The sequence below is a fragment of the Pseudomonas sp. LBUM1668 genome, assembly GCF_059695715.1.
In genome coordinates, this window is the sequence record NZ_CP166787.1 from 2,768,811 (window position 1) to 2,792,494 (window position 23,684).

20 protein-coding genes, 1 tRNA gene and 2 pseudogenes are annotated in these 23,684 nt (G+C 58.8%); 9 read left to right on the plus strand and 14 right to left on the minus strand.

The window, feature by feature from the left end; translation table 11 throughout:
* Positions 1-465: 465 nt before the first annotated feature.
* Positions 466-879 (plus strand): putative quinol monooxygenase, encoded by a 414-nt coding sequence (locus tag ACA061_RS12535; protein ID WP_497301751.1) that lies wholly within the window; start codon positions 466-468, stop codon positions 877-879.
* A gap of 446 nt (positions 880-1,325) precedes the next feature.
* Here ACA061_RS12535 and ACA061_RS12540 read toward each other — a convergent pair whose 3' ends face one another.
* The 5 genes and pseudogenes from ACA061_RS12540 to ACA061_RS12560 all read right to left on the minus strand — a co-directional run bounded on the left by ACA061_RS12540 (position 1,326) and on the right by ACA061_RS12560 (position 8,292).
* Positions 1,326-2,222, minus strand: coding sequence for an alpha/beta fold hydrolase (locus ACA061_RS12540; protein ID WP_497301752.1), 897 nt, complete (start codon positions 2,220-2,222; stop codon positions 1,326-1,328).
* Between the two features lie 96 nt (positions 2,223-2,318).
* Positions 2,319-4,271, minus strand: coding sequence for an amidase (locus ACA061_RS12545; RefSeq protein ID WP_497301753.1), 1,953 nt, complete (start codon positions 4,269-4,271; stop codon positions 2,319-2,321).
* On the minus strand, positions 4,268-5,746 hold the full coding sequence (locus ACA061_RS12550; protein WP_497301755.1) for an N-acyl-D-amino-acid deacylase family protein: 1,479 nt from the start codon (positions 5,744-5,746) through the stop codon (positions 4,268-4,270). Before ACA061_RS12550 ends, ACA061_RS12545 begins: the two co-directional genes overlap by 4 nt.
* A complete protein-coding gene (locus tag ACA061_RS12555) occupies positions 5,739-6,977 on the minus strand; it encodes an MFS transporter (RefSeq protein WP_497301756.1) in 1,239 nt (412 codons plus the stop codon). The genes ACA061_RS12550 and ACA061_RS12555 overlap by 8 nt, the downstream gene beginning before the upstream one ends.
* 97 nt (positions 6,978-7,074) lie before the next feature.
* A pseudogene (locus ACA061_RS12560) lies at positions 7,075-8,292 on the minus strand (D-amino acid dehydrogenase).
* A gap of 108 nt (positions 8,293-8,400) precedes the next feature.
* Between ACA061_RS12560 and ACA061_RS12565 the strand changes: the two are divergent.
* On the plus strand, positions 8,401-9,306 hold the full coding sequence (locus ACA061_RS12565; protein WP_497301757.1) for a LysR family transcriptional regulator: 906 nt from the start codon (positions 8,401-8,403) through the stop codon (positions 9,304-9,306).
* On the opposite strand, the gene ACA061_RS12570 is transcribed toward ACA061_RS12565, so the two are convergent.
* From ACA061_RS12570 to ACA061_RS12585, 4 genes are read right to left on the minus strand one after another with little or no spacing between them, the layout of a single operon-like run.
* Complete coding sequence (locus ACA061_RS12570) at positions 9,299-10,654, minus strand: amidase (protein ID WP_497301758.1); 1,356 nt, start codon at positions 10,652-10,654, stop codon at positions 9,299-9,301. The two genes, ACA061_RS12565 and ACA061_RS12570, sit on opposite strands and share 8 nt — an antisense overlap.
* A 3-nt stretch (positions 10,655-10,657) precedes the next feature.
* The gene (lipP1, locus tag ACA061_RS12575; RefSeq protein WP_497301759.1) at positions 10,658-11,650 is read right to left on the minus strand and encodes a LipP1 family hormone-sensitive lipase; all 993 of its coding nucleotides are present in this window, start codon (positions 11,648-11,650) and stop codon (positions 10,658-10,660) included.
* Positions 11,647-11,991 carry a RidA family protein gene (locus ACA061_RS12580; protein ID WP_497301761.1) on the minus strand — a complete coding sequence of 115 codons (345 nt, stop codon included), beginning with the start codon at positions 11,989-11,991 and terminating at the stop codon, positions 11,647-11,649. The genes lipP1 and ACA061_RS12580 overlap by 4 nt, the downstream gene beginning before the upstream one ends.
* A gap of 35 nt (positions 11,992-12,026) precedes the next feature.
* Positions 12,027-12,905, minus strand: a complete 879-nt coding sequence (locus tag ACA061_RS12585; protein WP_497301762.1) for an MBL fold metallo-hydrolase — start codon at positions 12,903-12,905, stop codon at positions 12,027-12,029.
* 68 nt (positions 12,906-12,973) lie between these two features.
* Here ACA061_RS12585 and ACA061_RS12590 point away from each other — a divergent pair, with 68 nt between their 5' ends.
* Positions 12,974-13,543: a TetR/AcrR family transcriptional regulator gene (locus tag ACA061_RS12590; RefSeq protein WP_497301763.1), complete on the plus strand. Its 570-nt coding sequence runs from the start codon at positions 12,974-12,976 to the stop codon at positions 13,541-13,543.
* 416 nt (positions 13,544-13,959) lie between these two features.
* Here ACA061_RS12590 and ACA061_RS12595 read toward each other — a convergent pair.
* Positions 13,960-14,047, minus strand: a tRNA-Ser gene (locus ACA061_RS12595).
* Between the two features lie 122 nt (positions 14,048-14,169).
* Here ACA061_RS12595 and ACA061_RS12600 point away from each other — a divergent pair.
* Positions 14,170-14,841, plus strand: coding sequence for a Bax inhibitor-1/YccA family protein (locus ACA061_RS12600; protein ID WP_007915443.1), 672 nt, complete (start codon positions 14,170-14,172; stop codon positions 14,839-14,841).
* A gap of 65 nt (positions 14,842-14,906) precedes the next feature.
* Here the strand turns inward: ACA061_RS12600 and ACA061_RS12605 are convergent, their stop codons facing one another.
* The gene (locus ACA061_RS12605) at positions 14,907-15,233 is read right to left on the minus strand and encodes a YceK/YidQ family lipoprotein (RefSeq protein WP_210700148.1); all 327 of its coding nucleotides are present in this window, start codon (positions 15,231-15,233) and stop codon (positions 14,907-14,909) included.
* 57 nt (positions 15,234-15,290) lie between these two features.
* Complete coding sequence (locus ACA061_RS12610; RefSeq protein WP_007915449.1) at positions 15,291-15,728, minus strand: Lrp/AsnC family transcriptional regulator; 438 nt, start codon at positions 15,726-15,728, stop codon at positions 15,291-15,293.
* A 149-nt stretch (positions 15,729-15,877) separates the two neighbouring features.
* On the opposite strand from ACA061_RS12610, the gene ACA061_RS12615 reads away from it, so the two are divergent.
* Positions 15,878-16,771: a DMT family transporter gene (locus ACA061_RS12615; protein WP_497301765.1), complete on the plus strand. Its 894-nt coding sequence runs from the start codon at positions 15,878-15,880 to the stop codon at positions 16,769-16,771.
* A 3-nt stretch (positions 16,772-16,774) separates the two neighbouring features.
* Here the strand turns inward: ACA061_RS12615 and ACA061_RS12620 are convergent, their stop codons facing one another.
* The gene (locus tag ACA061_RS12620) at positions 16,775-17,815 is read right to left on the minus strand and encodes an FUSC family protein (RefSeq protein WP_191626443.1); all 1,041 of its coding nucleotides are present in this window, start codon (positions 17,813-17,815) and stop codon (positions 16,775-16,777) included.
* Positions 17,816-17,861: 46 nt separating this feature from the next.
* On the minus strand, positions 17,862-19,487 hold the full coding sequence (locus tag ACA061_RS12625) for an NADP-dependent glyceraldehyde-3-phosphate dehydrogenase (protein WP_210700146.1): 1,626 nt from the start codon (positions 19,485-19,487) through the stop codon (positions 17,862-17,864).
* A gap of 379 nt (positions 19,488-19,866) precedes the next feature.
* On the opposite strand from ACA061_RS12625, the gene ACA061_RS12630 reads away from it, so the two are divergent.
* The 4 genes and pseudogenes from ACA061_RS12630 to ACA061_RS12645 all read left to right on the plus strand — a co-directional run.
* On the plus strand, positions 19,867-20,229 hold the full coding sequence (locus ACA061_RS12630) for a c-type cytochrome (protein WP_150615778.1): 363 nt from the start codon (positions 19,867-19,869) through the stop codon (positions 20,227-20,229).
* A gap of 76 nt (positions 20,230-20,305) precedes the next feature.
* Complete coding sequence (locus ACA061_RS12635) at positions 20,306-21,634, plus strand: D-arabinono-1,4-lactone oxidase (protein ID WP_210700181.1); 1,329 nt, start codon at positions 20,306-20,308, stop codon at positions 21,632-21,634.
* Entirely contained in the window at positions 21,634-22,917 is a 1,284-nt protein-coding gene (locus ACA061_RS12640; RefSeq protein WP_497301766.1) for a DSD1 family PLP-dependent enzyme, read from the plus strand. Before ACA061_RS12635 ends, ACA061_RS12640 begins: the two co-directional genes overlap by 1 nt.
* Before the next feature lie 198 nt (positions 22,918-23,115).
* Positions 23,116-23,391 (plus strand): annotated as a pseudogene (locus ACA061_RS12645) (LysR family transcriptional regulator); the annotation flags it as partial.
* Positions 23,392-23,684: the final 293 nt, after the last annotated feature.

The window sequence follows — 23,684 nt, forward strand, 5'->3', positions numbered from 1 at the left end:
CTCGAACAGTGCTCGGCCATTCGGGAGGGCCAGCGGGTTTTTATTATGTTGTCGTACAACTGGGGCGTTTTGTACCGCAATTGGATAGGTCGGGCAAGGCGTGCGGCGTCGGAGCCACTTTTCTACTAGGGCTTATACCGGTGGAGTGGCGCAAATGCTGGTGGAAGATCACTGCAGCACATCACCCTGCATCCTCACAGGAATAGGCAAGCATTCAAGAGGAATGCACTAGGGCCCGAGCCGATTGTCCGGGAGAATGTGTCGATCTGTTACAGGGCCTTCTACAGAAAAACGTGGCTGGAGCGCTGTGCATGGAGCTCAGCGCGGCAGTGTTGGTTACCGCGTCTGCGCTTGCCTGGCTGGCGGGGCGCAGTGCGACTGTGATTCATGTTGCCGAGTCGAACATGACGGCCTGAAAAAATCAGGCAAACTCATGCGCAGATCATCGACCCAAGGAAATTTCGAATGACGAAGAACAGACATCGGCTCCTGACGGCAATATTTGCCGCAGTAATGGCATGTGGCCCCGGGGTAGATATGGTGCAGGCGCAAGAGGCAACTGCGGCCGTGGTACGCATTGCCGAACTGGTGATTGATCCGGCACAGCTTGAAGCATACAAGTTGGCTCTCAGGGAAGAGATGGAAGAGTCCGTCCGTATAGAACCCGGCGTGCTCGCCATCTACTCAGTTGCGGAGAAAGACAAGCCGAACAGTCTGCGTTTTTTCGAGATATACGCCAGCGAGGGTGCATATCGGGCACACATCGAATCCCCGCACTTCAAGAAATACGTAGCGTTGACACAATCAATGATCCTGTCGCGCAAGTTGATTGAAACCGAGCCCGTCCAGCTTAGCGCTAAAGCGCTACAACCTGACTGACGACGAACGTCCCCCCTAATCTGTGCGCGGCGGGGCCGCTCATCGCAAAGCATCGCTACTGGCCTCGTCATCGTTTCGCTAGCTGGCCTTGGGTATCCATTCAGATTTCAAATTGCCAAAGAACGCTCTATCGGGGGGGATCCCAGGAGTTTTCTCGTCGACTCATACTTTGTTTTATCCGCATCTCCGACAGCGTTTCACGGAACATTTTGCTGCTGTAAATTTCTATTTTTGTGTAGGGGTAGACATGTTGATTTACAGCCGAACGCGGTGGAGATCCAAACCCTGAAACTGCTCTCGGCGAAGCCCCCCCCGGGATTGATCTTGTTATCCAACCCTGGCGTGCCGAGGCGTCCCGAGACGCTCTGATCGATGGCGCTACCGACATCACCATTCAGGCCTTCCCGGAGCGCACGGGCACCCAGGTTGGTTCAGTCAAGTGCGGATCAATCCTGATGTAAGAACGCTTGCAGCGCTGCAAGCGTATCTACCGGACTTTCCTCAGCATTGAAGTGGCCGCCGGGCACCTCCACGCCAATCGCCTTGGGCGCGAAGGTCGTCTGCCAGACTTTCAGGGGGGACAGCGACATTGCACCGAGGAACACTTTTCCCCAGAGGATCAGGGTCGGGCACTGCACAGTTCGTCCGACCTGAAGATCGATGCGATCTGCCTCGGGATCCTGAAAGGCGCCGGCGCGATAATCCTCGCAGAAGGCGTGCACCCGTTGCGGGTCTTTCCAGTTGAGCTCGAAGTCATCCATTGCTTGCGCAGAAAAACAGTCGAGTGTGCCGTCGGCGGTGTGCACGCGCAGCATTTGGCGAAAGTAGGCTGAGTCCATCCGTCGCTCCGGGGCATTGGCGGGTAACGCCAGCGTCCGCCAATGCGGGGTTACGTGAGGGTTATCCTCCATCAGCTGCCAGATATGCGATACCGGCAGGTTATCCAGGATGGCCAGTCGAGTGATTACCTGCGGATGATCCAGCGCCATTCGATAACCGATCAACGCGCCCCGGTCATGCCCGGCGACTGCAAAGCGCGGATAGCCGAGTGCTGTCATTACTGCAATCACCTCTTCGCCCATGGTCCGTTTAGCGTAGTTGAGGTGCTGGGCATCACCGTCGGTGACGACTGAACGGCCGTAGCCCTTGAGGTCAAGGCAGACGACAAAATGATCCTCGGCCAGCGCCGGCGCAACTTTGTGCCAGGCAGCATGGGTTTGCGGAAAACCGTGAAGTAGCACTAAGGCCTCAGCGCCGACAGGGCCTTTGGTTCTGGCAAAAAAACGCCCGGCGGGTGTGTCAATCCATTGCGATTCAAATCCGGAAAAGTACTCATCAGTCATGCAGCAGTTTCCTTCTTCTTTAATGTGATTTCTAAAATTCAGCGCACCAATCAGGCTGCTCGTTTGCAGCGCTAATTGTTTCTGCGGCGAATGGGTTCACTGTGACCGGTCTTGCACAACCCGTTGAAGGCTGGAGCCCAGCGGTGCAGCAGCGGTGTAGAGGCGCACCAGCAGTCGTTCATTGAGCAAATCGTCACGATCATTGCCTTTGAGCGTCAGGTTCCCGCTCGTGCGCTTAACGTGTTTTTTTGAGAGGTTGGCGATGATCGGCCCGGGGTTATCTCCATTGGTGCGTTGCAGGGTCACGCCGAGAATCTCATCGCCGGCAAAACTTTGAGTGTCAGCGGTGTAGGCGAGTCGACCGGTCAGGCTGTCATAGCTGAACTGAACCTTGACCCAGGCCGCGTTGGTTGCGGGTGCAGTGGTTACAAACTTCAGGGGGGCTGTTTTTTTTCCTGCGATCAGATCGGGCGTGGTGAAGGGCGGTCGGCGAGGTTGGGTTGCCTGCTCCCATCCATACGCCAGGTTCAACAAGCTGATTTCGGCGTACTCCGCCCCTAGCAATTCCAGGCCCACCGGCAACTTATCCGGCGTCCAACCCGCTGGCAGGGCCATGGCCGGTAGACCGGTTGTTGCACTTAACTGGCAGTTGCTCACGCCGAACTGTGGCTCAGCGATCAGTGCGGGTTTGCGTTGAGTGGTTGGATAGGCCAAGGCATCCAGATGCTGCGTTTGCAACACGGCGCTGATGACACGTTTCAAGTTGACGCGTTTTTCCAGAACGCTGTTCAAGGCTTGCAGATCACTGACCTTGTTCAGATCGATACCATCGCGTGTGCGCAAACCGCTATCCAGCAGGTAATGATCCATGCCTCTATTCAGGATTTCACCCAGACTGTGCACGGGAGCATCAGGCTGGTTGCCCAGGTAAGCGGCGAGGTCGTATTTGAACTCGTAGGCAATGATGCTGCTGTCACGCAGCAATCCGTCCAGCTCCGGGATTTTGATGTCGACTAGTTCAGCACCTTGGGCTTGCAGGTTTTTCAGCGCCTGATCAATGACCACTGTGACTTCCGCATCCTCTGGTGCTGAACCAAACAAGGCCCGCACCACACCGATTCTGGCGCCCTTGAGTGCTGACGCATTCAACGCCTTCAAGTAAGACGCAGGGATATGTTGCTGGGCGCCAGCCGTGGATGGATCCTGGTCATCGCTGCCGACCGTGGCATCGAGCATGATGGCCAGATCCTTCACCGAGCGCGCGAGAGGCCCGGCGACATCCTGAGTCGCGGACAGAGGAATCACGCCGCTGCGACTGGCCAGTCCACGGGTAGTGCGCAAGCCGACCAGATTCTGGTAGGCCGCCGGGATCCGTATCGAACCACAGGTGTCAGTGCCCATCCCGGCTGCGGCAAAACTGGCGGCCACCGCCACGGCAGTCCCTCCGCTGGAACCGCCGGGGGCACGCGTCGGATCGTAGGCGTTGAGGGTATAGCCGCTCAATGAGGAAACGGTGGTTACACCAGCGGCAAGTTCGTGCAGCGTGGACTTGCCCAGGATGATTGCCCCGGCGTCTCGCAGGCGTTTGACTTGATAGGCATCGCTGGCAGGCCGGTGGTTGGCCAGGGCAAGTGTGCCACCGGAGGTCGGCATGTCACGGGTATCGTAGTTGTCTTTGACCACGATCGGTATTCCATGCAGCGCCCCGCGTGGGCCACGGGTGCGGCGCTCCTCATCCAGTTGTTCTGCCTCCTTGAGTGCGTTGGGATTGAGCGTGACGATCGCGTTAAGTGCCGGGCCTTGTTGATCGTAAGCCTGAATTCTCGCCAGGTATTGCTCGACCAGTTTCCGAGAGGTGAGAGTGCCGGCGGTCAGCGCCGATTGCAGGTCGCTGATGGAGGTTTCATACACCGACGGTTCAGGTGTGGCTTGAGCTGAAATGTTCATCAGCAGGCCGGCACACAATGTCGCCGACAGCAGACCGATAGCGCCCACTCGACGGCTAGAGAACGGAATCGGCAGAAATCGCAGGGTGACGGACGAGTTCATTGGCCGCGATCCTGAGCCGATGCGCGACTGCCGCGCCGGGTGATTACTTGTCCGGCGCGAGCCCCCAGATGCACGCCTTTGAGCCAGGTCACCTGACCGTTGACCATCACCATGTCGATTCCTTCCGCCGGGGCGGTGGGGTCTTCGTAGTCAGCGACGTCACGCACGGTCAGCGGGTTGAAAATCACAATGTCGGCATGATTGCCGACGGCCAAGGTGCCGCGATCATCGATATTGAAATTACGCGCGGTCAACCCGGTCATTTTCCACACTGCCGTTTCCAAGGGGAACAGGCCAAGATCGCGGCTGTAGTGGCCGAGAATCCGCGGGAACGTCCCCCAGAGCCGCGGGTGCGGTTTTTCACCGGTAGGTATGCCATCGGAACCAATCATGGTTTCGTCGAAGGCAAGAATGTTCTGCACATCGGCTTCGTCCATGCCGAAGTAGATCGCACTGGCCGGTTGCAGGCGCGCAGCAGCCTCGACTTTGTCGATCTCCCATTCAGCTGCAATCTCGTCAAGATCCCGGCCGGTCTGTTCCGGATGAGGTTCGCTGGACGCGATCAACACGCGACCTTGCAGGCGGTTGGGGTCGGTGTGGAGCATCGTCGAACTGGCGTTGTACGGATAACAATCAATGGCGACGCATTGGCACTTCATGGCCTCGCGAATGATTGGCAAGGTAATCGCCGATTTACCGAAATTCTGCTGTCGCTGCAGCTTGTGGTGAGAGATGACCACGGGCGAATCCAATTCGCGACCGATGTGGAAGCTCTCCTCAAGCGATGCCAGAGTGTTGTCCGCCTCGTCACGCATGTGGGTAACATACAGCGCGCCGGTGCCGGTCAGTGGGCGACAGACGTCGATGATTTCCTGCGTCGGTGCATGTGCGGCGGGCGGGTAATAAGTCCCGGTGGAAATGCCGATTGCCCCGGCGTCCAGTGCTTCGTCGAGAAGGGCATTCATGGCGCTGACTTCGTTGCTGTCGGCGGCACGCTCCAGCGAACTCATGGTCATCACACGCAAAGTCGAATGCCCGACCATAGCCGCCACATTGACTGCTGAGGGTGTGGCTCGAAGTGCGTCGAGATAGCCACGAAAGGTCGAATAACGCGGGCTGTCATGGTCGTCCAGGAGGTTCAGTGGCGAAGGTAACGCGCTGCCCTGAGTCAACGGCGCGATGCTGATCCCGCAGTTGCCGGTGACGACAGTGGTGACCCCTTGAGAAACTTTGAACGTCATGTCCGGCTGCGACAGAACAGCTTGGTCATCGTGGGTATGAGAATCGATGAACCCCGGTACAACCATCCTCTCTGATGCATCAATGCGCTGACCTGCCGCTCGCCCGGACAGATCGCCGATGGCACTGATGCGCCCATCCGTGATGCCGACATCGGCCCGATAGCGGGGCGCTTTACTACCGTCAATCACAGTGCCGCCTTCGATAATAAGGTCGAACGCTTGGTCGTTACGCATGAGCTTGTCCTGCAGTGGGTTGAGGAAGAGGAGTGGGGTTGCGCCATGTCAGGGCAATGACGAAGGCCACCAGTGCGGCGGCAACAAGAAACCAGAACGCGGCCAGGTAGGAACCGCCAAAGGTGACGATCAGGCTGCCCATGATGATTGGCGCGACGGAGCCGGCCATTTGTCCGCCGAAATTCATCAGTCCGGTGGCGCTGCCGATCAGGTGCGGGGCGAATCGTTTCAAGGGCACGGAAAATACCGTGGCGTAAATGAAGTTGAAGGACAGCAGGCATAGCGTCCAGTACACCACCAGCAGCGTGATTGAGGTGGTGGTGATCATCAGTGCGAGGAAAATCGCGCAGCTCAAGGCACCGCCCATCATGAACTGGCGCTCGCGATCCTGGCCGACCTTGTCCAGCAGCCAACCCACGGCGTTGGTGCCTAGAAAAGCGATCAAGTACGGAATCGCAGAAGCCACGCCAATGTGCAGCAGGTCAATCTGGTACTGCTTCATCAAGTACGAGGGCATCCAGGAAATCATGCCGATGTAGAGGATGCTGGTGCAGAACCAGATGGCGGTCAGTTTCAGCGCTGCAGGGGTTCGCACCAGTTCACGCAGTTGGCCGCCCTTGCGCTCGTTGATTTTTCCTTGCTGGTTGGCTATTCCGCCTTTCAGCGCCAGCCACAGCAAGATCGAGACCAGCAGGCCGACGCCCGCCAGCAAGTGAAAGGCACCACGCCAGCCCCAATAGACCACGGCCAGTGCTACCACACCCGAACCCACGGCATTGCCAAGGAACACCGTCGAGATCAGAAACGACTTGGCGCGCGCGCGTTCTTCCTTGGGAAAGACTTCTGCCACAGTGACCGAGCTGGCTGGCGAGAAACAGCCTTCGCCCATCCCGAACAGGAATCGGATCAGCAGCAGCGAGGTGAATGACCAGGCGACGCTGGTCAAACCCGTGAACACAGACCACGCGACCACACAAGCCACCACGACAATGCGCGAGCCGTAGCGATCGGACATCCATCCGCCCACCAGTTGCATCAGGGCGTAACTGACATAGAACGCGCTGAGCACCATGCCGGCTTGGCGGGCGTCCAGGGAGAACTCCTGACTGATCGGAATAATAGCCGTGCTCATGACAATTCGATCGGCGTATCCGACGGCCCATGCCAGAAACAGGGCGGACAGGCAAATCAGCTTTTGCGTTTTGCTGCGGGTTTCACTTGCAGAATTCATAACGGTTCGCCTTACCAGAGTGTTGTTTTTATAGGCAGTAAAGGTTGAAACGCTTGCGCTATAACTTGTTGTTATTGGTGGTTGGGTGCGATGGATTTCAAGCCAATTCAAATGCGCGATTACCGCTGATCATTGATGCCAGACGTTGGCCGCTGGCACATGCCAGAGTGAAACCCAGCGCACCGTGACCGACGTTGAGCCACAAATTTCGGTAAGCCGTCGCGCCGATGATGGGCACACCGCTGGGAGTTGCCGGACGCATGCCTGCCCATTCCTGTGCTTGGTCATAAGCGCCGGCCTTCGGGAAAAGCGCCTGCGCGGCGCGACTGATACTGTGGATACGCTGCGGTTCGATGGTTGCGTCGAAGCCGCCGATGTCGACCATCGCTGCGATGCGCAACCGTTGCCCCAATCGGGCGTAGACTACTTTTCGGTCGTAGTCTGTGATGCTTATCTCGGGCGCGTGCACCTGCGATGTGATCGGCACAGTCAAGCTTTAACCCTTGAGCGGATAGACCGGAAGATGCACGCCGGGCGGCGCCAATGCCGCGCTGCGAAAACCGGCACTGAGCACCAGTTGTTGCACCGGCATGACCTGTTCACCCAGTTCCACCGCTCGGACAACGCCCCCTTCATGTCGAATGCCGGTCACCGGTTGCCCAAGCATGAAGCGGCAGCGCCCCGATGCTCTCAGAAGGGTGGCGAGCGACTGACAGAATTGATGGCAGTCGCCGACTTCTTCATCCGGTGTAAACACGCCGCCCGCGAAGGGTGTATTGCTTAGCGTCGGTTCCAGCTTGACCAGCTCATCCGCGCTCAAAACCTGTTGGTTTGCAGGATCGATCAGGCGCGTGCGGCCATGGCTGAAACTGGCTTGGCTACGGAAAGTCACCAATTTGCCGTTGCGCCGCCAGGCGAAGTCATCGAGACCATCTTCTTCACGCCAGGTCTTCAAGATTCGTTGGCTATGCAGAGCCAACTCATAGAGTTTTGCTGCACCTTGCTGGTTGACCGAACGTCGGCAGGCGCCAAGAAACGCGAGCATCCAGCGCCACTGGCGCAGGTCCAGACACGGGCGCAATTTCAGCGGCGACTCGCGACGTAGCAACCAGCCCAGTGCTTGAACGGGCACTCCGGCATCCGCCAACGGTGCCACGTAGCGGTAGGACAACTGGCCACCGTTGGCGAAGCTGGCTTCACTCGCCAACTCGGACTGAGCGTCGATCAGGTCAACATTGATACCTTGGCGAACCAATGCATAGGCGGTTGTCAGACCGATCACGCCACCACCGATGATGCATACACGTTGAGCCATGCTTGTGCCGTTCCATTTGTCGAAGCGACTTTCACGGTAATGGGCATGACAGCGCGCCGATAATGAATAAAGATGCATCGGGTATAAACTTAGGTTATGGGCTAGCTCATGAGACTTAGACACATTGAAGTGTTCCAGGCAATTCGCCAGGCCGGTTCCATCAGCGGTGCTGCTGTGTTGCTCCACATCAGTCAGCCAGCAGTTACTAAGGCGTTGCAGCACGCCGAGTTGCAATTGGGTTTCGCGTTGTTTTTGCGGGTCAAGGGCAAGCTGCTGGTGACGCCGGAGGCGCTTGAGCTTGAACGTGAGGTCAATAAGGTGACCGCCAGCGTTGAGGGCGTGAGGCGCTTGGCGCAAAACCTGCGCAGTCAGCCCGGGCAAACCTTGCGCATCGGAGCTACGCCGGCCCTGGCGTTCTCGCTGTTGCCGCCATTGATCGGTGAGTGGTGCAAGCGCTATCCGCAGACGTGCTGCGAGATGGCGAGCCTGCATAGCCAGGAGTTGGTGCAGAACCTGTTCATGCGCGAGATCGATATTGCCTTGACCCTGCGTCATCCCGAGCATCCCGGTTTGAATGTGCAGCCCTTGGCAGAGAGTTCGCTGGTGGTATTGGCCCCCAGCGATTACTGGCCAGCCGAGCAACGGGAGTTGCCTCTGCCTGCTGAAGAACTGGCCGATGCCCCCCTGATTGGTTCGTCCCATGCCGATCCTCTGTTTGCGCAATTGGGGCAATACCTGAACACCATCACGCCCACCCCGCGCACGGCCATTCGCGTACAAACCTATTCACTGGCCAGTGCGCTGGTGGCGTCGGGCACGGGGCTGGCAGTGGTTGACCCGTTCACGGCCCTCAGCGCGCCGCCCGAACGTACGGTCATCCGCACTCTGACGCCGTCCTGGCCGGTGACGCTTTATGTGATGACCCGAGCCCACGAAACGCCCCCACGCCATTTGCAATGCCTGATTGCGATGTTGAGTGAGCAGGCGGGTCAGTTGTTGGCGGCGATCAAGTAAGTGGGGTGATATTGAGCAGTCCTTCCACTTGCGAGGCATGCGCGAGCAACGCCTCGTCATCGCTATTAATGGCTGACAGCATGAAGCCCGTGGGGGCTTGCCCGGCGCGGTGCATGGGCAGTGAAATCGAGCAGCCATCGAACAGATTGACCACCCCCGGATTGCGCAGCATCAAGCGATTGATAGCGGCGTAAGTCGAGTCTGTTTGTAGATCGCGGATCGCTGGCGCGATGATCGGGGTAGTGGGCAGGGCAAAACAATCGAAACCCTTCAGTGAATCACGCACGTCCTTAATGAACTTGAGCCGGTGTTGGTGTAAGTCCTGATAGGTGTGTTCAGTGAGATAACGCCCCAGGTTTATGCGAGCCAGCACCCGGGGGTCGTAATCCGCAGCGTTCAGTTCGGGTCGCTGCTGATGCCAGTGCCATGCCTCGTAGGCGCCGAAGCCGCCGTGGGCCAGCAGTGCTTCGACTTGATCAAACACGGGCATTTCTCGCCATTCGACCTGCACTCCGGCCGCTTGCAAGCGAGACAACGCAGAGTCGAAGTCGCGTTTGACGCTGGCATCCACGTCTCGGGTGGCCAGTGCCTGAGGAATCAGCAGGCGCAGCGGCCGATTTTCGCTTGGCACCCGAGAGCTCATGGTGCGGCCCGACATGAGCTGATAGAGCGTACGGCAGCACTCGACGCTATTGGCCAGCGGCCCGACGCTGTCCAGCGTCGTCGACAAGGGCAACACCCCTCGTTGGTCGATGTGTGACGCCGTCGGCTTGAACCCCACCACACCGCAAAGCGCCGCGGGGATACGGCATGATCCGCCCGTGTCGGTGCCAATTGCTGCCGCAGCCATGCCATCGCTGACTGCCACGGCCGCACCCGACGATGAACCGCCGGGTATCCGTCCTGCCGCGCGCTCGAAGGGATTGAGCGGTGTACCCAGATGCGGATTGAGACCCACACCCGAATAGGCGAACTCGGTCATCTGAGTACGCCCAAGCACGATGAAACCGGCAGATTTCAGGCGTGTAATAAACGGCGCATCAGTGCTCGCGGGCGGCGCTGTATTCAACACCACCGAACCTGCGCGCGTAGGTTGCCCGGCCAGATCCATATTGTCTTTCACACAAATGGGAATGCCGGCATACGGTGTTGTCATCTGACCTTGCAAGCGCAACGCATCGAAATGGTATGCCTGAGTGCGCGCCGCATGCGCATCAATCTGGCGGAAGGTGCGCAACCCCTCTCCAAGACTATCAGTGATGCGCGTCAGGCAGTCCTCAACCAACTGCAAACTGGTGGTTTTGCCCTCGGCAAGTTGCTGGGCGAGGTGGTGCAAGGTCTCGTTCACGGCTCAACTCTCCTGCGGGCCAAAGCGTTGTTCGCCACCGATGTTAAACGCGGCATCCAGTGCGCCGGCGATTTGTGCCAGCAATTCGGTGGTCTGCGGAATCAGGCGTCCCATGGTGATGAAGCCGTGGATCTGGCCGGGAAAGTGGTTGTGAGTGACGGGCACGCCCGCATCCTGCAACCGTCGACTGTAGGCGCGACCCTCGTCCTCGAGTGGATCACAGCCACAGGTCACCACAAACGCGGGGGGCAGGCCGCTGAGGTCTTTGGCCAACAGCGGGGAGGCACGCCAATCGAGGCGATCGGCATCGCTGCGCAGATATTGAACTTTGGTCCAATTGAGGGTCGCAGCGGTCAGCGGTGGCTCCAGGGCCAATGCCTGCAAAGAGCGATGCTCCCCCTGGAAGTCGGTAGCCGGGTAGATCAACGCCTGCAAGGCCAATGGCGGGTAAGCGGCATCACGGGCCATCAAGGCGAGCACTGCAGCGAGATTACCGCCGGCGCTATCGCCACCCACGGCAATTCGTTCGGCATCAATGCCCAGCGAAGTGGCGTGTGCCCGCACATAATCCAGTGCGGACAAGGCGTCTTCGGTTGCCGCCGGGAACTTGTGTTCGGGGGCCAAGCGATAATCCACCGCGATCACGATGCAGCGCGCGAGCAGCGCCAGTTGTCGGCAGACGCCATCATGGGTGTCCAGGTCGCCAACTACCCAACCACCGGAATGAAAGAACAGCAGGGCCGGCAAACGTTCGCCCTCGGCGCCTTCGATCCCGCGGTACAGGCGCAAAGGGATGTGGCCACCCAGGCCGGGCGCACTCAGCTCTTCGATGGCGGCGATACTTACAGGTGCAGCCGCCAGTGCCTGACGGCTGCGGCGAAAGGTTTCGCGTGCCTGCGCCGCACTCGGCTCAACGAGGGCGGCGGGGGCCTTACGCATCAAGTCGACGACGCGCGCAGCACCGGGATCCAGTCTGCGCCCCTCCCCGAGGCTCACGAGCGCACCTTGGCGATGGCTTCGATCTCGACCAGCGCGTTGGCTGCAGCGAGGCCGGCGATCACGGTTGAACGGGTCGGTTTGTGTGCGCCGAAGGCCTGGGCATAGGCTTCGTTGAAGGCTGCGAAATCTTCAACCCGAGTGATGAATACGGTGGTCTTGACGATGTCGTCGAGCCCCAGATCATGGGCTGCCAGAACCTGTTGCAGGCGAGCGATCACCGCCAATGTCTGAGCGGCGACATCGCCTTCGATCACGCCTTGAGCATTGAAGGCCAGTTGGCCAGAGGTGAACACCAGGTTGTCGGCGCGCAGAGTTGGAGCGAGATGAGGAGCGGTCATTGGAGTGTCCTTTGTTAAAAGTGAAGAGGATCAGGTTATGCAAAGTGCCAGGTGAAACCATTGCCTTGGCGGCTCACGCGACCGGCCGAGGTTCCAGCAAAGTGGGAGCTGAAGTACAAGGCGTCGTGATCAGCGAGGTAATTGAGTAACCACTGGCGAGATCGATTGGCAGCCTCCGGCAGATCGCAGAAGCATGACGCCCAGAGCGGATGGGAAACCTGTATCGGGTGATGCATGACGTCACCGCCGAACAGAGCGATCTCACCGCAGGATTCGTAGCTGATGGACATGTGGCCGACGCTATGGCCCTGGCTCGGATGAAAGTGGAAGTCGTCCAGGAATGACCCGCCTTCAGCGTCGATCATCACCGCCTGGCCGGACTCGACTACCGGCACCACACTGTCGACAAAGGCTTGATAGCCGATGCTCTGCCGTCCGGCCTCACTGAGAAAGTGTTCGTACTCGACCCGCGGAAAAACGTACTTGGCGTGGGGGAAAGTAGGCACCCATTGCCCGTCGACCAGGTGGGTGTTCCAGCCGATGTGGTCGATATGCAGGTGGGTCAGCAGGACATAGTCGACTTCTTCAGGCGTTACTCCGGCGGCAGCCAGACGCTCTAGCCAGGGTTCGTTGAGCTGATGAAAGATCGGCAGTTCAGGGCGCGGTTTGGCATTGCCTACGCCAGTGTCGACGAGAACCGTATACTGCGGCGTTTTGATTACCCAGGTATGCACGCTGATGATCAGCTTTGCACCGGCGAAGTCGAGGTTGTCCGGCACCAGCCAGTCGCGATGTGCGGCAATAGCGGCATCGTCCCACAGCGGGAGCAATGCAGTGGGGGCGAAGTCATCGAAGAGCTTTTCGGTGACGCGGGTGATGTGGCTTGAGCCAAGTGTGTAGCGACGGGTATTCATGTTAGAGTCTCGTTGATACTGGTCGGTATCATGGTGATACCGATCGGTATCAGCGTCAAGAGGAAACTATGAAAATAGACAGTCAGAAATTGCCGCCTCGCGAGCGGATTCTGCTCGCCGCCGATGAGCTCTTTTACCGAGACGGGATTCGTGGTGTCGGTGTCGAGGCCATTGCCGCCCATGCAGGCACCACCAAAATGGGAATCTACCGGCACTTTGCGAACAAGGACGCACTGGTCGCAGAATGGTTGCGCCTGGAGTCACTGGCCTATGCCGATGTGCTGGATCAGCTCAAGGTGCAGCACCCCGAAGACCCGAAAGCGCAATTGCTCGGTTGGGCTCAGTTCATCGCCAGCCGCTTGTCTGCCGACGCCGACCGCGGCTGCTGTTTCGCCAATTCGGTCGCCGAGTTGCCGGACAAGGAGCACCCGGCCAGAGCAATCATCGAAGCGCATTCACTCGACTTGAGTGAACGTCTGATTGCCCTGTGCACCGAGGCAGGTTTGCCAGACCCTGAGGGCACCGCCAGCGAAATCATCTTTGTGCTCGATGGCGCGCAACTCGCCGCACAAAGCCGGGGCAATGCGCAGAAGGTGGGAGAGCGCCTGTTGAATATCGTCAAGCGTTTGGTGGGGTAAAGGAGAGGCTCCGCGATACTCAGTAATGACTGCTACATTCTGCGCAGCGAGGCATCGTCAGTTGTAATCAATACGGAAGGTGAAATATTCACAGGGCCATTGCTGCAATGTTCGAGACTGGATTCGCACATTGGTATGCCACGGGTTAACTACACTAATCTGACGGTCAATCAGTAGTGCGAGAGGGGTATCCGGCAGCGATCGATGTAGGTTGGCAAAGCTGCCTACCGCCAGATCTCAAACGTTTCCTTCACTTTTTGGTCGAGCTAGCTATTTTGGCGGGGGAGGGGCGGGACAGGTGGGGTTGCGGAAATGGCCGAAAAGATGCGGAAACGATCCATAGAGACAGGAGCAAATTTCCTGAACGCCAGAAACGACAAAGCCCTGAATAATCAGGGCTTTGTCGGTACCAAATATGGCGGAGGCGATGGGATTCGAACTCATGGACCTGTTACAGTCGACGGTTTTCAAGACCGTTGCCTTAAACCACTCGGCCACACCTCCGTTGCGTTGCGGGCGCCATAATACCTGAATGAAACACACTGTCAAACTCTCTGCATGGCTTGTTACAGAGCGTCTGTTATGATCTTTGCGACTGAACGTTTCAAACCAACAGGAGTGTCGCCATGCGCGAACAGGATTACGCAGTTAATAACAGCGTGCAGGCTGAGCAGCTAGAGGTTAGCCGCGTCCTGCGCAACACTTATGGTCTACTCGCTCTCACCCTCGCATTCAGCGGCGTGATGGCGTTCGTGGCCCAGCAGATGCGTGTTGGCTACCCGAACATTTTCGTGGTGCTGATCGGCTTCTACGGGCTTTTCTTCCTTACCAACAAACTCCGTGATTCCGCGTGGGGCCTGGTGTCCGCCTTTGCGTTGACCGGTTTCATGGGTTTCCTGCTCGGCCCGATCCTCAATCGTTACCTGGGCATGCAGGGCGGCGCGGAAGTGGTTAGCTCCGCGTTTGCGATGACTGCACTGGTGTTCGGTGGTCTGTCGGCTTACGTGCTGATCACCCGCAAGGACATGAGCTTCCTGGGTGGTTTCATCACCGCCGGTTTCTTCGTCCTGCTGGGTGCAACGCTGGCGAGCTTCTTCTTCCAGGTCAGCGGTCTGCAACTGGCGATCAGCGCAGGTTTCGTGCTGTTTTCGTCGGTCTGCATCCTGTTCCAGACCAGCGCCATCATTCACGGCGGCGAGCGTAACTACATCATGGCGACCATCAGCCTGTATGTATCGATCTACAACCTGTTCATCAGCTTGTTGCAGATCTTCGGCATCATGAGCCGCGACGACTGATCGCAGTCCATGAAATAACAAAAAACCCGCCTAGGCGGGTTTTTTGTTGCCTGCAGAAAAGGTGATCAATTGATCACGATGCTGCCATCGGCCTGTTGTTTGTAGATCGTGTAAGGCAACAGCAGTGTGTCCAGCACCCCTGACAATGCGGCATCCACCAGCACACCGGGCGTTGCGTTGTTGTAATTGAACGCATCGACATCATCCGGCCGCTCTGCGTGCAGCAGGCAGAAATCATAGGTCACGCCGCTGTAGATCCGCGGAACGGCGCCGCAGTGGGACTTTATCTCTCTCAGATCGTTCGCCGCGACGTGGTCACTGCGCACCACTGTCTGCACGGTCCCACAACCAGCGAGCATCAGCGTCGCCAACATCATTGCCTGAATTTTCATACCGCCAATCCTTAGCCGCAAAAACCTCAATTTACGCCGAACGCAGGTAAAAAGCATTTATGCCATGGGTGGCAGTCGGCGTTTGACTGGCGTCTTCTTGACGATCGCCGTATTGGTTTCGGCCAGGGTGTTAAGGCGATCGAGCAGGGTGTCCAGCTGTTCCATGGAGCGTACGTGCAGGCGGGCGATGAAGCAGTCCTCGCCGGTAACCTTGTCGCACTCGGTGAATTCGGGAATCGACAGAATCTGCCGCTCCACCTCTTGCAACTGCCCCGGCAGCGGGCGCACGCGGACGATGGCCTGCAATTGATAGCCAAAACACTTGGGGTCGATTTCGACGGTGTAGCCCTTGAGCACGCCGCGTTCTTCCAGTCGGCGCAAGCGTTCGGCCACGCTGGGCGACGACAGGCCGCTGATCTGCGCCAAGGCCTTTAATGAACGTCGCGAATCCTCCATCAAGGCACTGATGAGGATCTGGTCGATGTCATCGGTCATGGTCAATCTCCGGCATTAGGCAATTGGTGAAAACCACCCTCGATAAAAAAGGCAGAAACCGAGTTTAGCCTGCTTTTTGCGCTGGAGTGGCCCTGCGTCCACTTGGCATACTTTTGCCACGTATTCGCCAAACGCTGAGGAGATTGAAGATGGACAACCCGATCCGTCGCGGCTCATTTGAAATGACCGCGGCCATGCTGATATCCGGGACGATCGGCTGGTTCGTACTGGTTTCCGGGCAACCGGTGCTGGATGTAGTGTTCTGGCGCTGTGTGTTTGGGGCCGGCACTTTGTTGCTGATCTGCGCGGTTTTCGGTTTTTTGCGCGCCGGCTTACTGACGCGCACTACATTCTTGCTGGCGGTACTCAGCGGTGTGGCGATTGTCGGCAACTGGGTGCTGCTGTTTGCCTCGTATTCCCGGGCCTCGATCGCGATTGGCACAGCTGTCTATAACGTGCAGCCGTTCATGCTGGTCGGATTGGCGGCGCTGTTCCTCGGCGAGAAAATTACCCTGCAAAAGCTGTTTTGGCTGGCGATTTCCTTTATAGGCATGCTGGCGATTGTCAGTGCCCATGGCCAGCAAGGCGAGGGCGGTGGTGAGTATCTGCTGGGCATTGCCCTGGCACTGGGCGCGGCGTTTCTCTATGCGATTGCCGCGTTGATCATCAAGCGCCTGACGGGCACGCCACCACACTTGATCGCGCTGATCCAGGTCTGCACGGGTGTGCTGTTGCTCGCGCCGTTCGCGCACTTTTCGGCGCTGCCGCAAGCGCCGAGTGCATGGGCCAGCCTGGTGACGCTGGGCATCGTTCACACTGGCCTGATGTACGTGCTGCTATATGGCGCGATTCAGAAGTTGCCGACAGCGTTGACGGGCGCACTGTCGTTCATCTACCCGATTGCAGCGATTTTCGTCGACTGGTTAGCCTTCGGTCATCGCCTGGAAGTCCTGCAATGGGTGGGCGTGGCGGCGATTCTGCTGGCCGCCGCGGGGATGCAGCAGGGCTGGGGTTTCAAGGCTCGGCGACTGGTTGCGCAGTAAAATTCAAATGTTCCAGTGCGGCGCGGTTTTCGCCAGGCGCTGGCGCATCTCGCCAATGTTCGCGGCGAGTTGCCGGGTCAGCAATCGATAGCCATCCAACGCACTATAAACCGGTGCATCAAGGCTAGCGTCCGGCAACTCCGCTGGCCGATCCAGGCGCTGCGCCGCGCCGGATTTCAGGGCGCGGGCCATGCCAATCAATTGCACGCGAATCTGCCGATGCTCGGCCTTCAACGCTGATTGCAGATGGGCCATGGCTTCGGGGTCGTTGGCATCGGGACGTGTATTACCGAGAATCTCCAGTGTGCTGATGCACATGCGCAGGTTGCGCTGGATGGCATCGAGTTCGGTCATGGAAATCTTCACTTCCTTGGACACCGACGGCATCAGCGAACGCAGTTGCACCATCACCGCACCCAGGCGGCCCATCAGTTTCAGATGTTCGTCGGCGCTGACCGGTTGGCCGCTGATGATGCGTCCGTAAACCGTGGCGCAATCGCGCAAGGCATCGGCCAGGTTGTAGCGCCACGAGTACACCGCGTACAGCGGCAAAGCGAAGGAGAACGCCAGCGCCAGGGCAATGCCGATCAGGATGTCGACCCCGCGCCACAGCCCATCCGTGATCGGGTTGTCGCCATGCCCGGCGACAATAAATACGGTGATCGCCGAGAGCAGGGCGGTGTAGCCACCCTTGCCGATGGCGTGATACGAGAAGAAGCCGCACACCACGGCCATGGCAAAGTAGGTCAGCCACGGCATGCCGAGCCACGCCTCCTGCGCCACGAGCAACAAACCGACGCCGGCACCGATCAAGGTGCCGGTGGCGCGTTCGGCGGCTTTTTTGCCGATGTTGCCGTGGTGCTGCAAACCGCCGATGACCACCAGCATGGTCACCGACGCCCACTCGCCGTGGGGCAGGTTGATGCCGGTGGTCAGCAGGATGGTTGCCAGCAACCCCAAAGCCACCCGCACCGCGTGGATCAGTCGGGCGTGGCGGTAGCGCCGGTACGGGTCCAGCAGCGGACGCAGGATTCGGCGCAACAGCGGTGGCAGTCGGTGGGTGCTGAACGTACTCAGTGCAAGGCCCTCGTCAGAAGATGTAGTCGGTGGTCAGGAAGCTCGAATCGCGTCCGCGAATGATCTCGCTGATCAGATCCTTGTTGCTGTCCTGGAACTTGGTGGCCACCAGCGTGCGGATTGAAAACACCCGCAGCGCATCGTGTACCGACAACGTGCCTTCGGCGGAGTTCTTGCGGCCGTTGAACGGATAAGTGTCCGGGCCGCGTTGGCACTGGGCGTTGAGGTTGATCCGGCCGACCTGATTGGCGAACGTGTCGACCAGCCGTCCGACGGCCACCGGGTTGGTACCGAAGATGCTCAACTGCTGGCCGAAGTCCGATTCCAGCACGTAGTCGATCACCGTATCGAGATGGCGGTACGGCACGATCGGCACTACCGGGCCAAACTGCTCTTCCTGATAGACGCGCATCTGCGGGTTCACCGGGTACAGCACCGCCGGGTAGAAAAACGACTCGCGCGACTCACCGCCATTCGGGTTGACCACTTCGGCGCCCTTGCTGCGCGCATCCGCGACCAATCCATGCAGATAATCGACCTTGCCCGACTCAGGCAGCGGCGTCAGTGACACTCCGCTGTCCCAGGGCATGCCCGGTTTCAGCGTGGCCAGTTTGGTGTTGAATTTTTCGATGAAGCTGTCGACCACATCCTCATGGACGAAGAGAATTTTCAGCGCGGTGCAGCGCTGGCCGTTGAACGACAGTGATCCGGTGACCGCCTCGCTGACGGCGTTGTCCAGATCGACTTCCGGCAGGACGATGCCGGGGTTCTTCGCATCCAGCCCCAATGCAGCACGCAAGCGGTGCGGTTTCGGGTGCAGTTTTTTCAGGTCACTGGCGGCCTTGTTGGTGCCGATGAAGGCGAAGATATCGATCTTGCCGCTGGCCATCAGTGCGCTGACCGTTTCCCGGCCGCTGCCGTAGATGACGTTGATCACGCCGGTCGGGAAGCTGTCGCGGAACGCTTCGAGCAATGGGCGAATCAGCAGCACGCCGAGCTTGGCCGGTTTGAACACCACGGTGTTGCCCATGATCAGCGCCGGAATCAGCGTGGTGAAGGTCTCGTTCAGCGGATAGTTGTAGGGGCCCATGCACAGCGCCACGCCGAGCGGCACGCGGCGAATTTGCCCGAGCGTGTCCTGCTCCAGTTCGAAACGGCTGGAGCGGCGGTCGAGTTCTTTCAGCGCATTGATGGTGTCGACGATGTAGTCGCAGGTGCGGTCGAACTCTTTTTCCGAGTCCTTGAGGTTCTTGCCGATTTCCCACATCAGCAGCTTGACCACGGCGTCACGCTGCTGGCGCATGCGCCCGAGGAACGCTTCAACGTGCTGAATGCGTTCGGCCACGCGCATGGTCGGCCACAAGCCCTGACCACGGTCGTAGGCGCGGACGGCGGCGTCCAGCGCGGTGAGGGCAGTGTCGGCGTCGAGCAGGGGTGTGCTGCCGAGAATCACTTGCTCATCGCCATTTTCGCCGTGCAAATAGACCGGGCTGCGAACCGTGGCGAGCGGGCCGTCCCAGCGGCGCAATTGGCCGTCGACCAGGTATTCGCGCTGCTCGACCTGACCGTCGAGGCGGTATTTTTCCGGGATGTCGCTGACAGAAGGGAACAGATTGCCAAGGATGTTTGCTGTGGTCATGTCGCTACCCCGTGTTGATGTCCGCGTGCAGATCAAAAAGTCTGTACAGGTTATACGCCTGAATGCGGCGAAATTTAAACCCGTAAATGTCACTCGAATGTCACGCAAAGGCGCAGAACAGAGGGGCTAGCAACACCGCGAACTATGTGGGAGCTGGCTTGCCAGCGATGTGGCCGGTACTTTCATTATCTTCATTGACTGACACACCGCTATCGCTGGCAAGCCAGCTCCCACAGGGTTTTATGGTGTGCCCAATCCTGAGGTGTGCCCAACTGGCCCCGGAAGTCCCCCTCGCTGTCCCGCAATGCCCTCAACCCTCTGGCATCGCTGTCTTAAGGTGTGATCACAACAATAAGTGATGCCACACAAGAGGATCGTTATGCGGGTAATCCGATTCACTTTACTGCTGGTGTTAGCCACGATGCTGCACGGATGCGGCGACGATGCCAAACCCCCGGCCACCTCCAGCGTCGCCAGCAGCGCTATCCCGTCTGACCCGGCACTGGCGCAGATCTACGCTAACAGTTGTCAACTCTGTCACGCCAACCCGGCCGCCAATGCGCCGCTCACCGGCGACCGCAAAGCCTGGGAACCGCGGATCCAGCAGGGCGCCGACACGCTGCTCGATCACGCCATCAACGGCTACAACGGCATGCCGCCGATGGGCCAGTGCGTCGAGTGCTCGCAAGAGCAGTTCCTGCAATTGATCGGCTTCATGGCCGACCAGCCTCTTCCACAATAAGGGTGCGCGCATGACGATGGATCTGACACGGCGTCAGTTGTTGCAACGGGCGAGCATTGTTGGCGCGTTCAGTGCGTTGGCGAGCAACCCGGCATTGGGCCAGTTGATGCGCGCGCCACGGCTGATCCCTTGGCGTAACTGGTCGGGCGCGCAAAGTTGCCTGCCGGCGGCGCGTCTGGCGCCAAAAAATCTCGATGAGCTGACGACAGTGATTCGTCAGGCTCAGGGCAAAATTCGCCCGGTCGGTTCAGCGCATTCGTTCAGCGCCTTGGTGCCCACCGACGGCACATTGTTGTCGTTAAGCTACTTCTCTGGGCTACTCGATCACGACCCGAAAACCCTGCAAGCCGAATTCGCCGCCGGCACACCGATGTCGCGCATGGGCATGCCGCTGAAGGACGTCGGCCAAGCGCTGCATAACATGGCCGATATCGACTATCAGACCCTCGCCGGCGCGATTGCCACCTCGACTCACGGCACCGGTAAAAACTTTCAGTCCTACTCGGCCCACGTCTGCGGCATGCAGTTGGTGACGGCCAGCGGCGAGGTGCTGGACTGTGACAGTCAGCGCCATCCGGAAGTGTTCAATGCCGCCCGCGTGTCTCTCGGTGCGCTGGGCGTGGCGACAAAAATTCGCCTGCAAAACCGCCCGGCCTATCGTCTGCGCGAACGCCAGTGGATCGCCAAAACCGAAGAGCTGCTGGAAGACCTCGACACCAACACCCGCGAAAACCAGCACTGGGAAATGCTCGTGGTCACCCATTCCGACTACGCCTTGTCCATCGCCCTCAATGAAACGGACGACCCGGCCACGCCGCCGATCAGCCCTGAAGAGGAGGGCGGCAACGAGTTCGTCACCCTGATAGAAAAGATCGACAAGTACGCCAGCGACTTCCCCGATCTGCGCCGCACCATGCTCAACAACCTGCGGCATCTGGCGAGTTTCGATGACCGGGTCGGCGACTCGTTCGACATCTACGCCAACGTGCGCACCGTGCGCTTCAACGAGATGGAATACTCGGTGCCTGCCGAACACGGCCCGGCCTGCCTGCGCGAAATCCTCAAGCTGATTCAGGACAAGGACTTGCGCACCTGGTTTCCGATCGAGTATCGCTACGTCAAAGCCGACGACATCCCACTGAGCATGTTCGAGGGCCGCGACAGCTGTTCGATCTCGGTGCACCAGCATTACCAGATGGACCATCACAATCTGTTCGCCGCCGTCGAACCGATCTTCTGGAAGTACAACGGCCGCCCGCACTGGGGCAAGTTGCACACGCTCAACGCGAAAAACCTGCAACCGTTGTACCCGCGCTGGCGTGAGTTTGCCGAGGTGCGCGAGGCGCTTGATCCGAGCGGGCGGTTTCTCAATGCGCATTTGTCGTCGATTCTGGGGGTGAGCTGATGGCGGTCAATCGACGTAACTTTGTGCTTGGCACGTTAGGTGTCGGGGCTTTATTGGTGGGTGTCGGCGCATGGCTAAAACCGGGCGATCGCGGCGGGCCTTACAGCGACTATTTCCTCGCGCTGAATCGCGAACTTAAAGAAAAAGGCCCGATGCGCCCGGTGCTACTGATCGATCTGGATCGTCTCGATCACAACATCGACGTGGTCATGCAGTCGGTCAAACGTGGCGGCAAGCAGTTGCGATTGGTGGAGAAATCGCTGCCATCGCCGGGGTTGCTCAGCTATATCGCGCAACGTACCGGAACGCAAAAACTGATGTCGTTTCATCAGCCGTTTCTCAATCACGATGCCGTGACGTTTCCGCAGTCGGATATCTTGCTCGGCAAGCCGTTGCCGGTGCGCTCGGCCGAGCTGTTCTATCAAACCCATAAAGGCCCGTTTGATCCTGCCATTCAGTTGCAATGGCTGCTCGACAGCCCTGAGCGTTTGCAGCAGTACCTGGCGCTGGCGCAGGGTTTGGGCACGCGGATGCGCATCAACATCGAGCTGGATGTGGGCCTGCATCGCGGCGGAGTCAGTGACGTGAACGTGCTGGGACAGATGCTCGCGCTGATCAGTGCCAACCCGCAGCATCTGGAGTTCGCCGGGTTCATGGGTTACGACCCGTTCGTGGGCATGGGGGTGCCGGGGATTCTGGGTTCGCCCGAGGAATTGTTTGCCAGGGTCATGGTGATTTATCAGCGCTGCGTTGATTTCACTCGCCAGCAATTTCCGGAGTTGTGGCATGACGGTTTGTGCCTGAACACCGCTGGCAGCCCGAGTTATCGCATCCATGAAAAGGAAAAGCTGAGCACGGAAGTCTCGGTCGGTACGGCAATGCTCAAGCCGACGCACTACGACTTGCCGTCACTGGTCGAGCACGTACCGGCCACCTACATCGCCACGCCCGTATTGAAAAGCACTGGCGCGGTGAACATTCCGGCGCTGGACGACAAGTCGAAACTGTTCTCGTGGTGGGACCAGAATCAGCGCCAGACCTTTTTCATCTACGGCGGCAACTGGATGGCCGAGTTCGAATCGCCGCGGGGGCTGCAAAGCAACACTGTTTACGGCCGCAGTTCGAATCAGGAAATGGTCAACGGCTCGAACGCGGTGGGCCTGAAGATTGAGGATCAAGTCTTCCTGCGCCCGACCCAGACCGAAGCCGTCCTCCTGCAATTCGGTGATTTGCTGGCGGTGCGTGGCGGCAAGATCGTCGACACCTGGCCGGTGTATACCTGAGTTCACTTTTAGTCCAGACACTACAAAACCCTGTGGGAGCTGGCTTGCCAGGCGATGAGGTCGGCACATTCAACATCATCGGTGACTGACACTCCGCCATCGCTGGCAAGCCAGCTCCCACAGGGTTCTCCATCGGGTTCAGAATATTTTCAAAGTGCTGGAAGCCATCAAACAACAAAGATCGACAGGGAGTCATCGATGTCATTCACCGAACCCGCAGGACGACAGGGCAGCGCCGAATTCCGCTGGGCGCAGGACCACAGCGAACCGTGGCTTGCGCAAGCCGCGAGCATCGATACCGACGTCGCGCAGTACTTTCTGGTCAGCGCCCGCTGCGGTTGCTTCATGCAGGCCGCGCGCAGCCTCAACGTGCGCTCGACCTTGCTGCGCAAACAATTGGCGCAGCTTGAGCAGCAACTCCAGCACACCTTGTTCAGTTTTCAGGGCAGTGCGCTGAGCCTCACCCGTGAAGGCCATGCCTGGCTGGCGGTGAATGCCGACTCGCAAAATGTCAGCGAAGTGCAAACCCTGATCGAACTCATCCACCACACCTTCAGCGAGCGCCAGGAATGGTTCCAGCCCTGAACCAAACCCCGTATCTCCGTGTAGGAGCTGCCGAAGGCTGCGATCTTTTGATCTTGCTTCTGAAAAACAAAATCAAAAGATCGCCCGATCGCGGCCCGAGCCTTCGGCAGCTCCTACAGTTTGTACGGGATGAGCCGGGCGGTTTAGAGTGGCCAGCCACACATCGATCCAGGAAGGATCCG